Here is a 15,993-nt window from a genome sequence, read left to right as displayed (position 1 = left end):
GAACTATCAAAATGGTTTCCTTGAAGTCGGTATTGCAGTTTCCTCCATTCCGGACACTACCGTTTTTTCTGGCCGGAATATTCAGTAAGGCAATTGAAAATAATTATACCGTATATTCAAAAAGTTATCAAGCGAAACCTTGGAACGATTCACCAACAGAATTTCTTTGCGAAATAGATTAGTTTTTAAATTAAAGACGAATGAAGAATTTCTTCACTCGTCTTTATTATACTGATTCAATTTTATTCTATTTGTGAGAATTCCACCAAGTGGGATTTGTTATGTATCGCTCGAGCAAATCGTAGCGTCTGAATGCAGTCGCAATAGTTCTTCCGTCAAGTTCGTTGATAACTTCTTTCTGAAAATACTCGCTAAGCATTTTGTAGAGAAGGGTTTCACCGAGTGTAGTTAAATTTTGTTTATTCTCATCAAAGAACGAAAGTATGTCGTAAAAATTTTTATGGTCAATATTCTTGTATTCAATCTGTTTCTGTTCTAGAAGCAATTTACCCACAATGTTAGACATAAAGTGTGTTTCAAACGGTCTAATCGCATCACAATTGGGTTCGCCGGAATGATGTTTCCTTATCGCATCACAATATCTGAAAATTTGCACAGCGACAATCATCTGAGCCGCATTCACATCACCAAAAATTTCATTAAAATAGCTACCAAAAAGGTCGTTCTTTCTATACCTTGCTATATGAGGTTTGTTACGCCATACAGAAAGAATAGATTCCGCCGCGACTGTTGATGGGATTGCGTTTATCGCAGTACTATAATCACGCTTGCGTCTGTATGTGAATCCTAATTCGGCAGCCCCTTTTTCTAACAAGGTTTGCTTTTCATCGTTGGCTTTTAAATCCCTAAGATCAACAGGGTTTTGACTGTTGGTGGCGTAAGTAATATCTCTTATCGTCTGTTCGTCATCGCTAAGTTCGTAGATTCGAACGAGTACAAAGATCTGGGAAAAATCCAATGCTGGATTTTCCTTTATGGTTTGGTATATCGTTTTACAGGTCTGGCCACCATTGATTATTTGCAGTGAATCTAGCTTCACAATCCAGTTGGATTGTTGCAATCCATTATATGCAAATTTTTCGCAAACCAGCGTCAACCCATTGTTGTAAAAAAAGAAATTCTGCTTCTTTTGGGCGTCAAGAAGCGTCTCTACAATCCCGTTGTTGACTGCATTCTTTCCCAAGTATCGACGAATATTCTTTTCTAAGAGAGAATCGCCATATTGTTCAAAAAGAGAGAAAACCTCTGTTACGGGAATCTTTCCGAGAATGACCCGTTTGTAATTAAAGTTTTCTTGGATTGCCGCACCAGACAAGGTTAGTTGCGTATTTATTTTTTTAGGGCTTGTTACGTATTTTACAATGTCTGTATGGTTGTAGTGAACAAATTTTACTTGGGGTTGATTGCCAAAGGTGTTCTTGATGTAGCTATCACCCGTTTCATCCCATTTCAAGCCGTTGTTTAGCATGACGAAAGTCACGTATGGAATGTGGCCGTCAAGAATGAGAGAGCGGATCTCGTTGACTTTTGTTTGACTTTGTTCGTTTAAAACTATGTGCGCGGATGGGTCGAACACGCATTTTACCGTATTGACGGCCTTTTCGACCGCATTCGCTGGGAAGTTTGTATCATTGTCCAAATTTCGGGTATACTTGGATTGGAAAAGGATGACGTTAAGCTGCATGTCCGCACCATCAACAATATAGGCTGCGTCAAAACCGCCATCATTCCGCCCTTCCGTAATGTACTGTAGCGTGTCAGGAATGTCAAGGTCCAAATACGCGGACACGCCCAACATGAGAAACGCCTTGGAAATGTTCTTTTCCTCGGATTCCGTAAAAATACCCGGGTTCTCTTTGATAAGCCCAAGAATTCGTTGATCCACAATCTGCTTGGCAATGTCCATTATTTATGTTTCCTTAACTAATTTATAAAATAAACTATTTTAGTGAGAATGTCAACACCTCGACATCGCTATATAATGCCAAAAGAAGACCGTTGGACCGGTAGAGGTGGTATGATTTAACACCAAGAGGGGCCTACTTTTGTAAAAATGGCTTTGTCCGTGAGCAAAGGCGCTTATATTTTTGTTGTAGCCATTTTGTTCATGTGCGAAAGCACTTGAACATTTGTAGAAGCACTTTTGCTCGTATGCAAAGGTGCTCCAACTTTTGCGGGAGCGCCTTTGTCACTTGTGTATAAACGCTTGGACATTTGTAGGAGCCGTTTTGTCCGTGAGCAAAAGCCCTTGAACTTTTATACAAGCGGCTTTGACCGTTTGCAATGGTGCTTCTACTTTTGTAGAAGCACTTTTGTCCGTGAACAATCGTGCTTGAACTTTTGTAGAAGCGGTTTTATTCCAGAACAAGGCCGCGAAAACACTTGTAGGAGCACTTTCGCGCCTTTTGTAAAGCGGCTTTAACAAACAAAGTATGCTTTTACAAAAACAAGACAAAAGTGTGCAAGGTGAGTGAAGCAAAAATATACTCGTATATTTTTATTTCCGAGCCGTAGCCACGGACGCCAAAGGCGTCAAATGTGCTACGAACTTGTACAAAACTGACGCAACTGGTTCCGCAACCAGCACATCTAATCTCGTGAAAGGCGCTTGGAAAGCCTTTCGCAAACTGAAACCGGCAACCTTCAAAACGAGGATAGCATCATGATGAAAATCAACACCATCTGCTACAACAGACTCCGCAACGACGAATTCCTTGGACTCCACAAGAACATCGTCGAACTGACAGCAAGCATCACCGGCGAAGAAATCCGCCCGTCCATCGAAGCCTACCGCAAGGCCGTAACCGAATATGCGAACCTCATTGAAGTAGATGTCGACGAGACCGCGGCAAGCGTGGTGAGCCGCCTTGACAAGGAACGCAACGCCGCATACGCCGCCTGCCGCAACTTTGCCAAGAGCCTCAAGAGCCTTGCCGACAAGGATGTCGTTGCCACCGGCGAAAAGCTCCGCAAGATTTTCGCCGAGAACGCCGACCCGGTCTACCACAATCAGGACCAGTCCACGGGTATCTTCACGAACATCGTCAGCAGCCTCAAGGCTATCGGCGATGCCAAACTGGATGCCTGCGGGTTCAAGCCCTGGCTCGAAAACCTTGAACGCAAGAACAACGACTACCTGGCCGCCGTACAGACCCGCAACAGGGAACTCGCCGCCAGGGAAACCGGAGCCAACAAGGTCTACCGAGAACGGTGCCTGGATGCGTTCAACCTCGTGGCGACACTTGCCATCGGCAAGGCGACCCTCGAAAGCGATGAAGGTTGCTCGCAGTTTGTCAAGGCCGTGAACAGCCACATCGACCATAAGAAGGCCCACCTGAAACTTCGCAAGGGAAGGGGCAAGATTACCGTGACTCCGGAAACACCCGAAACGGCAGTAATCGAAATCCCCACCGAAACGAAGGACGAGGAAAATGCCGCATAGCAATCAAATACAAGACATGAACAACGAATCTCCTGCCTGATCGGATTATCAGACAGGATTTTTTTTTGCTTAAAATTATGGCGTTTTGTCGAAAACGGTTAAATTTTGAAAAAAAGACAACCAACTCTATAAATTGCAATATTTTCGTAAATTTTTAGTAAGGATTTTTCCGTTGTTCATAAAATTGATTATATTACTATTTGTAAAATAGTGTAAAAATATCACTTCAAAGAAGTCCCTATGTCTCAAGACCCCAACCTTTGGTTTGTTCGCGGCACGATTCACAATGCAGACGGAACCGTGTTCCACAATCAAGGTCGCATTTTGGCATACCATATGTTTCCCCAAGGTGGTTGGCAATGGATTGCTGAATCGGACATAGACTCCAATACGGGGGCATTTGAACTTGTCTTTCATAAGGACCGTTTTCAAGAGGTTGGCTCCCCTGAAGCTGATTACCCTACCTTGCAAATCCGTGTGACTGATTACGAATACAATCCCTTGTGGATGTCATGCATATATACTACACCCCCGCATGAATTATACATGGGCGATATCGTTGTCAATGGCGACATAAACGAGAACTGGACCGTTTGCGGAAATGTTTATTATTCGTCCAAAGTGCCGTTTACAAACGGCTATGTCAAGGTTTTCGATGTCCGCAATGGTGCTCCGCGGGATTTAGGCTTTTGCCAACTCAATGCTGTTGGTTTTTATTCCGTAAGCTACACTAAGGCCCAATTTCAACAGGGCGATACTTCTATAACCAGTCCAAACCTTCTTGTCCGAGTTTATTCCGCTGACGGCGTGAATGTTGCGAACCAGGCCGGTCCGGCAATCGCTTCTGCCCGTGAATTCATCAACATAAAGGTCGAATCGGGCGATATCGTAATTCCGGATGGTTCTTGCAGAATTTATGGTTCTGTAGTAAACAAACTGGGCCGCCCCGTTTCAGGCGTGAAAATTACGGCATATTGTCTGCATTACGACATCACGGACATCAACAATCATCCGACCGGAACTTTCGTTCATCAAGAATTAGGAAATTTTCAGCAAACTGCCGAAAACGGTGAATATTCTATTTCCTATAATCCCGAAATATTGCCACAGGGGCTTCTGTTGGATGCAGAAGATGCTTTTGGCAAGGATAAGGTGTCTTTATACGCAAAACTAGAAGTTTACGAAACAGGAGTGCCAACACCCAAGACTACAATTTTCAAGCCGCTCGTTTTTAACGGGAAACGGGAACAACGGATTGATTTTGAACTCGATACATCGTCAACCAAAGACAGACAGTCTCTATTTGAAGAATTGGATAGTTTACTTGCGATATATCGTGAAACGGTAACCAGTGGTTCAACCTATTTAACGGATAGACGTAACAAGATTGACGATTTCTTGAAGAATGTAGATGAATTCCCGCTAGTGGTAGGGCGCGAACATCGCACCGACAAAGAAGTCAGGGCATATTTCCTTGCGTATAGCCTTTACTATGGCTTGCTTGGCAGGCTTGAGAAAACTGAAAATGAATTTTCTCCCCAAAAATACGCCCAGGGAATTTTTGCGCTCACATACCAGGAACTTGTCGAAAGTCTTGATGACCTTGTAAATATTGCAAAGCCTGCTCTGCAAACAGCGTTGTTTGATGCGTCTGCGAGCAACTATATTTCTGCATCCGATGTAGAAACTGGCGATATGTTGGCTCTTTGGGAGACTGCGACAAAGTCGTCTAAAGTTATTGCAGAAATGGACGACCCATTCTCTCCATATCATGTATTTTTCTTATATGTAACTGGAGATCTACCGCAACAGATTATTTTGGATGAAAAAACAAATCTTCCCAAAACCGCTCGTATAAATCTAAATGGAATCAGTTCGCAACAGTCTGAAAAAATTGATTTCCTGATGGATGCCTACTACAAAGCGGGTTGTGACTACCGCGAAATGCTTGCGGATTTAGAACACGCCATTCCTTCTGAGTGGAACGAGCCGAATCCTGCTACAGGACAAGACATAAACACCTTTGATTGGGGCAGACTTAAACTGTTAATTGACTTGTGCGATTTTGGTGAATGGTACGGAGACTTTATAACAGCAGCATTCTATTGGATCACAACACAAACAAACATGACAGAAATGAAACAATTGCTGTCATTGTCAAAAGCTGGATGGGAACAAATTGTTGATGAAACATCATCGCGTTTCAAACTGTATTATCCAAAAGATTCGCTTGCTTTACCCCATGAATTCCCGGGCAATTCTGAGGACGAACAAAAGACTCTTTATGTCAAAAGATTGATGGATTTAATTGAATCCTGGTTTCCTCAATACAATCTTTACAACAAGCTATCATCAGCATTGCCTAGCACGTGGTCAGGCCTTTTGAATACATTAAAGACTTCATATTGGGAAGGATTCAGCCTCACAGACCATGACTCAAAGAAATATGAACTTGAGCATGAATTCGCAAGCAAAATAACCGGTGATAATTTGAAAAAACTCCATATTTTGCAGCGCATTTTCCGCTTGACGGACGATGTTGATGCGGTCGCCTATCTCATTAACAATGGTTTTGAATCAGCTACATCTATAGCTCAACTTGACGAGGACTATTTTGTTGCAGAGCACGCCCTTGGAATTGGCACAAAAGAACAGGCGACGCAAATACATAGAGTTGCCAAAAGCTTTATGGCCGAGGCTACGTTTACAATTGGTCAGTTCCACAGAAACCTGAACGAAAACGGCAAGATGTTGCCACCCACTTCGCGCGGCGTGACTCCGAACCTGACGCTTATGGCTGCGGGTGGTTTGACGCGAGGCGAAGCAACTCGCTCAAATGTAGCCCTACCAAGAATCCCTGCCGCAATTTCTCCTACATGGAAGAACCTTTTTGGAAACATCAATAGGAACGGAGCCACCGAGGGCCAGTCCGTATTGAGTGCGTCTGCCTACTTTGTAGATTTGCTGAATTTCTTCAAGGCGAACGAAGATCCCTACAAAAGATTCCATGAACGCCGTTCGGATCTTCTAAACCTGGAATTGACCAAAGCCAACGCCGAAGTTGCTATGCCAACAATCGACTTGGTAAACGAATTGCTTGAATGTCTTGCAGGCCATGACAACCAAACAAAGGCTGATATTGTTGCTAACCAGACTCCGTCCAGCGCAACGGTTGCCAGTTTGCGCGCAGAACCTTTAAAATGGGAAAAAGACAGTGAAGGGGAAACTCGACAGACAGTCGCCAATCAGAAACTGATGACTCATGCCTATCCGGCAATGCTCCCCCTGAACACTTACAGGACGAAAGCGACAAAGTTGCTGGCGAATATTCCACTTACATTCTATAGTATGTCGGAAAGCCTTGGTCGCGAGGCGACGGAGAAAAATAGTCTCTTTGCTGACGAACTTTTGCACAAAATATTGTTCAAGGAAAATTTCAGCGAGCCATGGACTTCTTGGGGCTTAACGCAAAAGAATAACAATGTCTATTTCCCGGATAAGTCGGAATACAAGATGGATAATCCGAGTCGTCCGACACCGTATCTGAAAAATATGGATTGGGATGACATCCTTAGACATGTTTCAATTCTTTTAGACCGTGCCGGAATCACGTTCAAGGAATTGCAGGAACTCCTCGCCCTCCCGCCTTTAGCCAGATACCATGTCAATTACTATTGCCCCGATGCTTTACAATATCAATTAGCAGATATCAATGACTATGTTCTTTTTGAGGAAACCATTGAAGAAAACAACAGGAATGGCGACGAGTCTGTAAGCGGTGATCGCCTAAGGAATTTCTTCATTGAATTGGCGGCTTTCATTCGCTTCCGTCGTTTACTTGGCTGGAACTTTGCGGATATTGCCTTGCGTTATGATGAATTGAATCGCAAGGAGTCCGATGAAGGAACTCCCGAAAATGCGTCTTTCCCGTATGCGGAAGACCCTCTGTGTAATTGGGACCGCGTCCAGGAAATGGTGGTGCGTTTTGGCATAACCCCGCTCAATTCCCTTGCCTGGTATGGATTTGCGTTAACTGAAGATGAGCTGGAGACCGTATTTGATGTTCCTGTCCTTTTCAAACGTTATCGCGAACCGAAAGATTTGGAAGATGCTGCAAAAATTGAAAAATACGACGACGAATACATTGAAAACGATATTGCAAAGGCTGCTGCAAGTTGTTTATCCCTGAAAAAAGAAGATGTCCTTTATTTCTTGGAGCAAAGTGGAATATTCACTGGAGTATCGACGAACGAAGCGCATGAGCAACACGAAAAATTTCTGAACGGATTGAACTATGTTTACCGCTATGGTACATTTGCTCAAAAACATAACCTGACAGCCGATGAACTTTATCTATTGCAGGATGCGGGACTCGGTTCTCTAGATGATGTTAGGGACTTCTCTATGGCGATTCGTAAATGCCAGGGAACATCCCTGCCAATATCCGTGATTGAAGACCTAATTCGTAAGCCGGATGATTCCGTCACGAAAAAGGCCGAAGCGTTTATGGGTGTCTCTCAAAAGGATGGCTCCGATGAAATCGTACTAGGCTCTTTATACACATCTATTGCGGAGTCGTGGAACGCTGTAAAAATTGATGAAAAGGATGAACTAAACGATTATCCTGACGGAACAGAGCCCTCACAGGAACAAACAAGGAATGAAGAGCTTCAAGAGGGCGAAGAGCAGGAAGAAGAATCTGAAATCGATCACTATGCAAATTACGTTATTGCATACAAGGATGCCTGTAGCAAAATACTATTGTCATTGGGATATGAGGATGTTCCTTATATTGATTTGATTTCACAAGCGCTTTTACCAATTGATGAAGATGATTTGACGGTTCGAACGAACCTAGAAAGTTGGTTGAATGACGTTTTACAAGAGGATTCTGAACAAATTGAGGATGTCCTTGATGAGCAAAAAACGCCAATTCAGCGACTATATAAATTCTACGGATATCTAAAGCCCGTTTGGATAGAAAAACAAGTTTATACAATGCTGTCGCAGGAATTCGGGATTGCGGCTGATGAAAGAGCACAAGACGCATTCAAGGCATTGCTGGTCAAAGTCGCTACAGCGGCTATTGAAGTGTGGACCAATCGTGTAAAAAATACTCTTTGGCCTAGTACAAGGTCTCAGGCAACAACAAGCGAAATTGACTATGTTGCATATTATGCTCTATACAAAGCGAATATTCTTTATCAATATGTTTCCGACTATGTTTTGAATTCAATCGATGCAGAAACCGGACTTGCATTAGGTTTCGGGTGGACCGATTGGAATGAATTGTTTAATTACCAAATTATTGATAAAGATGAAAGATTGTATCTTTTGTCAAATATTACTCCGTATTCTGTGTTTGAATCCTTGATTGAGGCCTACTCTGTTTCGGATGCTTTTGGCAACAAAGAATACTCGTATGCAGCCGTTCCGCCTGTAGATGAAGATTCATCGAATACGCCCATAGAAACATTGAGAGATTTGAAAAAACTTCTGCTTGTTCCGCAAGATGTCTTTGAACGGTGCTATGTTTATGCCTTCGAAGACAGTAATTTAATTGAGATAGAGCAGGAAGGTCAAACCGTAGAAGTGTTTGATTGGGACAAGGAATGCGGCTGGAATAGCATAGATTGCTGGCATAAATTCTTCAAGGTTTATCAGCTTTATCTTAAAACATTCACTACTCCGGAAATACTGGAGAATCTCTTCATCGAATTGACTAAATCGGATTTATCAGGCGGCGATAACTTTGAAAAACTTGAAAATGCCGTTCAGGAACTGAACGACAACTTGAACGCCAATTACAGTGAATCCGAATGGCATAAGTTCATTCAGGGCGTAAGTGACGAAATCCGCAAGGAACGCAGGGATGCATTGGCGGGATTTGTTTGCTGGGAATCTCAGACTACCCCCAAAAAATATCCGCAATCGTTCTTGAATACGAATGACCTTTACGCATATTACTTGATCGATGTCCTCATGGAACCTGATATGTCCATGTCGCGCATTGTTCAGGCAAATGCGTGTTTGCAGTTGTTTGTTCAACGTTGTCAGCTTGGCTTGGAAGGGCAGACCGTTGATGGGGCGAACTTGTTCAGCGATTCGGCTCTTTCCCAGTGGGAATGGATGAAGAACTATCAAGTTTGGGTGGCAAACCGCAAAGTATTCCTCTATCCTGAGAACTGGCTTGATGTTAGTCTGCGTGACGACAAGAGTTCGTTCTTCACCGAACTGGAAGAACGCCTGCAAGAAGTGGGTGGCGACAGTGACGACATGGAACGCATCTATGCAGAATACCTGGAGAAGATGCGTGAAACAGCTAACCTTGAAATTGTGGGCTGTTGCAAGGAAGATGGCGACCCGAACGGGGAAACCGTCTATACGCTGCATATTATCGGCAGAACTCGTGGCGAGCCACATCGTTACTATTACCGTAAGTACTTCGCGAAAAAGAATACTAGAGGGACGTGGTCTCCATGGGAATTAATTGAGGCAGACATCACAGGTGATGTGGTATTCCCCCAGTTGATGAATGGTCGCCTTTATCTGGCGTGGCCTCAGTTTATGCAGGGACAAAGGCAATTGAATTCGGGTGTAACGGATGGGGTAAGCGTTCCTCAACTTGAATTTTATGTAGAAATCAAGATTGCTTGGACTTGTTTTAATGGAAATAAATGGCTTGGTGTTAAAACGACGAAAAGTGTATTATACGACACATCTATAGATCCATTAAATTTTCAACTGCCTCCTAATGAGTCTATTGGCGATAGATACCATTTCAAATTGGATCAAGATAATGGGAATATTCGTATACGTGTATTTAGAACATTGCTGGATCAATTTAATGCGTCCGATTATGAAATTCTTCTTCAGCAATGCGATATCGAATATGCCAGAACCCAAAACGAGTTCTATAACCATCTCAAAAACATATATCAAGCGATGCAAAACAATGGTGAAACAACAAGAAACGTTATAAAATTTGTTACTGTCACCAATGATACACAAATTCAGCAATGTATTGAAGTACGTGATTTTGGAGAATTGGGTTCTCAACGAATTAGCGTGCTAGGAATTTTTCTTCTTTCGAGTGATGGAAAAGACGAATCCAGAACGGATATAAAAGCCTTATCGCTTGATAGTATGGGGCATTATGGTGATTCTCGTGGAACTGGTGTATATTTGTTTTCTCCAGCGAGTTGCTTTCTTAAACACAATTATTGGTTCTCCAATGGAAAACAGCCTCTTGTATACAAACAAAAGGAAATCTTATCTGCTCAAAAAGATTTTCGAATTCTGCCTGTAAATATGGATTTCTATAATCCTGAAGATGAAACCGGTCATGTTAGCGACTTGCCGTTCTTCTATATGGATTCGACAAACACTTATTTTGTTTGCCCGAAGGCCAATAAAGGAAACAAGCGTGTTTATGAATTCATTTTGATGTCTCACCCCATCATGGATGAATTCTTTAACCAGTACCGTAATGGCGGAAAGAAGGAACTGCACACTAGGGGAATACAGGCTTTGGAAAAAGTCCAAAGCTACTATACCATGTATTCCGGCTACAATTACTATTTCGGTTCCGCAATCGGCTATCACATCGCGGGTGACTGGGCCGCATGGGATATGGGACAATCCTTCTTCGAAAGTAATTATTGCCCGACATATCATGTGACAAAGCCTTATCCTGCGCCCTATGTAGATTTCTCGTGGAATTCTCCCAACGGCATTTATAACTGGGAATTGTTTTTCTATGTTCCCGTGCGGATTGCCGACAAATTGATTGCGGAGGAAAAATACGAAGCTGCTCTAGAATGGCTACAGTTGGTATTCGACCCGCAAGGCAAAAAAGAAGGACCAGAAAAAATCGCCCGCTGGGCAGATGACTTGCCCTCTGGAGCTCAGTATTGGCGTTTCCTACCGTTCTATGCAAACCCTGATGCCGACAAGACTATTCTAGAATCGCTTGCCGTTCTAGAAGAATCCGATAATTCGCAGAAGAAAAAAGACTTGCAGTGTTTGATAGAACAGTGGAAGTTCGACCCCTTCGAACCGCACTTGATTGCAAAACAGCGCCTGGTGGCTTACCAGAAATTCGTGGTCATGAAATACCTGAACACGCTTATTGCCCGTGGCGACGAACTCTTCACGCAAGATACCACGGAATCCGTAAATCTTGCCATACAGTTCTATATCATGGCGGCGGATATTCTTGGCCCGAAGAGCGCGGAAGCCCCAGATCCGTTGATAGGTAAAATCAAAACTGCAGATGATTTGATTGATGACGCTGGAAAAGACGGGAATCTTGATTGGGCAAACTCGCTCCTTGAATACGAAGATTCCATGTTGATTGGGCGTATTCGCGACAGGGACACCTATCAAAACAAGTATCCTTATAGGACATCCTTGATTGCAAATATTTCGAAGCAGACATTCTATTTCAATGTTCCGCGTAACGAGAACCTGATGACGTTCTGGGAAACGGTGGCGGATAGACTCTACAAGATTCGCAATAGCCTGAACATCGAGGGTGTAAAGAGAACGCTTGCGTTGTTTGCTCCGCCAATAGACCCGGGAATGCTTGTAAAGGCTAGGGCAGCAGGAATTTCCATCAGTGACATTCTTGCTGATGCCGGAGCCGCACTGCCGCACTATCGTTTCAAGGTCATTGTAGCTAAGGCCTTGGAAATTGCTCGCGATTTGCGCAACATGCAAGAAACTTTGCTTCAAGCCTTGAAGGACAAGGATTCCGAGGCCCTAGCGCAATTGCGTATGCAACACCGCATTGCGGCCAAGAAGCTTTCGCAAAATATTTTCGAAATCCAGATGAAGGAACTCGAAACGGAAGCCTCTTCGCTGGAAGTTGAAAAGGAAAAGAAAACCAAAAAACAGGAACACCATAAGTCTAATATTGAAAAGCTCAAAACCGACTTTGAAAACGGATACGCTAAAACCATGCAGAAAGTTGCAGATCTTCGCGAGAAAGTTGAATCTGCAAAACGCATTGCATCCGCAATGTACAGTATTCCGGATCTTGATGCCGGTGGCATTGTGAATGCGTTCGGTGGTATTGACTTCCACATGGCCGCATACGGAGGTCGTAAACTTGGCGAAGCGGCTATTACCATGGCCGAAAGCTATCTGTCGAAAGCGATGGAGCGCGAAGCCGCTGCTTTACAACAGAAAGCCAAGGGCGAAGAAAAGAAGGCAACAGAAGAAGAATCCTTCGAAGAATCTATTGCGACAAACGAAATAGACCAGACAGAAAAGCAAATCCTTATCAATACGATTCGTCAGCAACGCAACGAAAAGGAACAGGAACTCTTCGAAAAGGAACTTGAACGTGATGAGGAAGAGTACGAATTCCTTTGCGACAAGTTTACGAATAAGGATTTGCACGAATGGCTTGTAAAGCAGATGACAAAACTTTCCAAGACCATGTGTAAGCTGACTACGAAAGTTGCCAAGATGGCGGAAAAGTGTTACCACTTCGAAATCGGCGATACCGACATGGGTAACGCAAAATCGTTCATTAGCAATAGCTACTGGGATGGTGCATATAGTGGCTTGCTCTCTGCCGACAGACTGATTGCAGACTTGCACGCCATGGAAGTAGCCTATCTTGAGAATGATAAACGGGAACAAGAGATTACTTGGCCCATCAGTCTACGAAAAATAAAAAATATTGCTGATGATGCAGATGGCACATTAATTCTGAGTACTCTGAGTAATTGTTCTTTCGATATCAATTCTAGTGATATTTGTTCTAAACTAGGTATTTCGTTCTGCCGTATCCACGATGTTCGTTTGCGTGTTGTTGCCCCTGATTTTCATGGTCTTGCTTTGAACGCGAAACTGACTCTTGAAAGTAACACGTTGAAATATAACGACTATGAAATCCAAAACAGAATTGGGATTTGTACATTCGCTACGGGAATGGCGAATTCCGATTGTGGAAAGTTTGATTTCAATTTCAAAACAGAAAAATATACATCGTTTGAAGGTGCAGGATTAGATTCATCATGGAATTTGACTATAGGTGAAGCTGACAATCTGAATTCAATTGACGATGTTATTCTTTACATAAGTTTCACCGCAAAAATTTCCTAAGGAGTTGTTATGAGAAGAAATATCTTTTCAACCATTTTCGGTATATCTTCATTTTTAATCGTGGCTTGTTCCTCTGATTCTAGTACTGGAGCAAATCCAACCAAACCAACAACATCAACATGTGCTTTAGCGAACAAATATTTACCAAGTTCAACAATTAATTATATCAACGATGGAAATGGAGGCTGCGTTGTTGTTGGGCAAAGTTTTTCAAACGAGGAATATAGCGCCTATGATGAAGCCTTGGGTTCATTCGGTTTTGTAAAGTCAAAGACACCTTCAGGATCTTCAACTTACATCAAAACACTTGAAGATTCTAGCACTTTGACAGTGGAATTGGTTTATGTGTCCGAAACGCAAATTCTTTCAGCAACAGTGACAAAACAAGAAAAAAATTATCTTTATGGTGACATAGAAGAATTTGGCGAATTAATGGTCAAACCATTATTTCTTTCTCTTGGAGTGACGATTGAGTGGAATTATACTGCGTCTAACTCCCTGAGTTTTTTGTACTCAACTCAATTTATCACAAATGAAAGTTCGTACGATTTTAGGAAAAATCTATCACAGCAATTATCTTTGCAAAATTGGCAAAATGTTACAAATGATGTTTCACTTGGCGTTCAAGGGGTTATGGAGTATAAAAGTAATGTATATAAACTTTGGGTAAAAAAGGGTGATTGCAGTGTGCTTGAAAAAAAATGTTTAGACAATTTGTTTGAAATTGAAATAAAGAAACTGCAATAGTTGTTTGCGATAAACTTTTAGGAGAATCAACAATGCTCAAACGCGTCCTCTTCTGGCCCGATGTTTACAAGGAACAGGGACACTGGTTGCCCACGTTGAAATGGGCTGATGCTTTGCACAGTGCGGGGCATACCGTAAGATACATGGGAATACTTGATTGTAAAGGTATCATAAACTCCTATAAGGAAGATAATGCATCTTCTGCAAAATATGAATTTCTCCCGATATTCCAGAATATGTATCCCAAGGGCTACACCACGGAAAGTTCCAGCGACCCTAACGAGCGTTGGAAAACATGGCATATCTGGGCCATTCTTTATAGCCAGTATTTTGAACTGAGTGACGAAAATGGCGATGTAGTTGATTCAAATATTGAATTTAACCTTCCAAGCGGTGCTAGGATGCCTAGCAGGGATTTGATAGAAGATGCCAAGTCTATTTGGATGGCATGGACCCAATCGAACCCAAATATCGTCGTATCGGGTTATTTCACTTCGTTAGAGACTCTACTCCTTTACTGGATTTATGGCCTTGAGAGAAAGAACGAAGAGGAAGAAACCGAGGGGGATGGCAACGAAAATGAAGGCGGTGAATCTCAGAATGAAGGGGATGGCGTAGAGAACGACGTCGAATTCGAAAACGAAGATGCTGGGGATGAAGAACCTGAAGAAGAATGGACTCCACGAGCAGACCTAAACTTTGTCATTTCGACCACCTATCTGAGGCACCCGCAAGATGACCCGGCCATCCGTGCCAGGGTAAACTTGCAATCGTTCTCAAGACATGAACTGCACAAGATTATAAATATGGCCACAGAAGGCATAATCTCGACCGATGCGCCGAAAATGACCTTGCAGCAGTTTACCCAACCGTTGGAAACTTTCGATGAATTGATTCCTTGTCCGAGAGAATATGAATATGACCATTATAAACATGGTTTTCTCGTTCATTATGTTGATCCCTGTATTACAAAGGAACTTTCATCCTCCGTGCCAACCATTGACTCCGAAGGAGAACCTATTAACTGGCCTCGGTATATCGCGAAAGAAAATATCATCTTTGTTTCTGCTGGTTCCCAAGTGTTGGATTACGAGGACAAAGCCAAGAATCTTTTCCATTCCATGTGCAAGGCGATGCAATCTCCGCAATTAAAGGATTGCTTCCTGATTGTCGCCGCCGGTTCCAAATTGGTAAACAGCCCTGAATGGAAGAATTACGACAAGTCTAAAATTCTTATTGCCAGTTGGGTGCCTCAGCGAAAATTGCTTGAAGAGGGCGATATTAAATGCGCCATAATCCACGGTGGTCTTGCTACAATCAAGGAATGCGTGTATTTCAACCGCAAATTTGTTATAAATCCATTGGGCAAAGACCAAATCGACAACGCCCTTCGCTTGAAGTATCTCGGCATAGACAACATGCTGTCTATGGCGAACGTAAACCCGAATACGCTGCTAGACGCAATAAACAGGGTGACGTCGGATTACCGTTTAGAGGCGAAACTGGATAAACTAAGTGAAGTCTTCCATGTGCTTGAAGACGAAGATGCCAAAGAACCTGCGTTCCAAAATATATCAATTAAGACTGGATATAAAATTATTCAGGAAATTTTGGGCTCTTCTGAGCTAAGTGTGGAACATTTTTCTAAAAAAATAGCCTAAAAACGG

Annotated in this window: 6 protein-coding genes; 5 read left to right on the top strand and 1 reads right to left on the bottom strand. The window is 42.8% G+C overall.

Going from position 1 to position 15,993, the window contains the following annotated elements:
- Positions 1-182: hypothetical protein (locus Q0P86_RS15055; RefSeq protein WP_295040582.1), on the top strand; the 182-nt coding region annotated here is incomplete at its 5' end.
- 65 nt (positions 183-247) lie between these two features.
- On the opposite strand, the gene Q0P86_RS15050 is transcribed toward Q0P86_RS15055, so the two are convergent.
- Positions 248-1,927: an AIPR family protein gene (locus tag Q0P86_RS15050; protein WP_295040580.1), complete on the bottom strand. Its 1,680-nt coding sequence runs from the start codon at positions 1,925-1,927 to the stop codon at positions 248-250.
- A gap of 756 nt (positions 1,928-2,683) precedes the next feature.
- Between Q0P86_RS15050 and Q0P86_RS15045 the strand changes: the two genes are divergently transcribed.
- The 4 genes from Q0P86_RS15045 (at position 2,684) to Q0P86_RS15030 (ending at position 15,987) form a co-directional block, all read left to right on the top strand.
- Positions 2,684-3,463: a DUF6261 family protein gene (locus Q0P86_RS15045; protein WP_295040578.1), complete on the top strand. Its 780-nt coding sequence runs from the start codon at positions 2,684-2,686 to the stop codon at positions 3,461-3,463.
- Positions 3,464-3,703: 240 nt separating this feature from the next.
- On the top strand, positions 3,704-13,579 hold the full coding sequence (locus Q0P86_RS15040) for a neuraminidase-like domain-containing protein (protein WP_295040576.1): 9,876 nt from the start codon (positions 3,704-3,706) through the stop codon (positions 13,577-13,579).
- 9 nt (positions 13,580-13,588) lie between these two features.
- Complete coding sequence (locus tag Q0P86_RS15035; RefSeq protein ID WP_295040574.1) at positions 13,589-14,326, top strand: hypothetical protein; 738 nt, start codon at positions 13,589-13,591, stop codon at positions 14,324-14,326.
- A 32-nt stretch (positions 14,327-14,358) separates the two neighbouring features.
- On the top strand, positions 14,359-15,987 hold the full coding sequence (locus Q0P86_RS15030) for a glycosyltransferase (protein ID WP_295040572.1): 1,629 nt from the start codon (positions 14,359-14,361) through the stop codon (positions 15,985-15,987).
- Positions 15,988-15,993 lie beyond the last annotated feature (6 nt).

Origin of the sequence: uncultured Fibrobacter sp., assembly GCF_946062555.1 — a bacterium.
Classification (GTDB): Bacteria; Fibrobacterota; Fibrobacteria; order Fibrobacterales; family Fibrobacteraceae; genus Fibrobacter.
Note: the sequence above shows the minus strand (reverse complement) of the source record. Positions and strands in the feature narration are given on the sequence as shown.

Coding starts and splice junctions, on each gene's coding strand:
- Q0P86_RS15040 (WP_295040576.1), top strand. CDS start 3,704: ATGTCTCAAGACCCCAACCTTTGGTTTGTTCGCGGCACGATTCACAAT.
- Q0P86_RS15035 (WP_295040574.1), top strand. CDS start 13,589: ATGAGAAGAAATATCTTTTCAACCATTTTCGGTATATCTTCATTTTTA.
- Q0P86_RS15050 (WP_295040580.1), bottom strand. CDS start 1,927: ATGGACATTGCCAAGCAGATTGTGGATCAACGAATTCTTGGGCTTATC.
- Q0P86_RS15030 (WP_295040572.1), top strand. CDS start 14,359: ATGCTCAAACGCGTCCTCTTCTGGCCCGATGTTTACAAGGAACAGGGA.
- Q0P86_RS15045 (WP_295040578.1), top strand. CDS start 2,684: ATGATGAAAATCAACACCATCTGCTACAACAGACTCCGCAACGACGAA.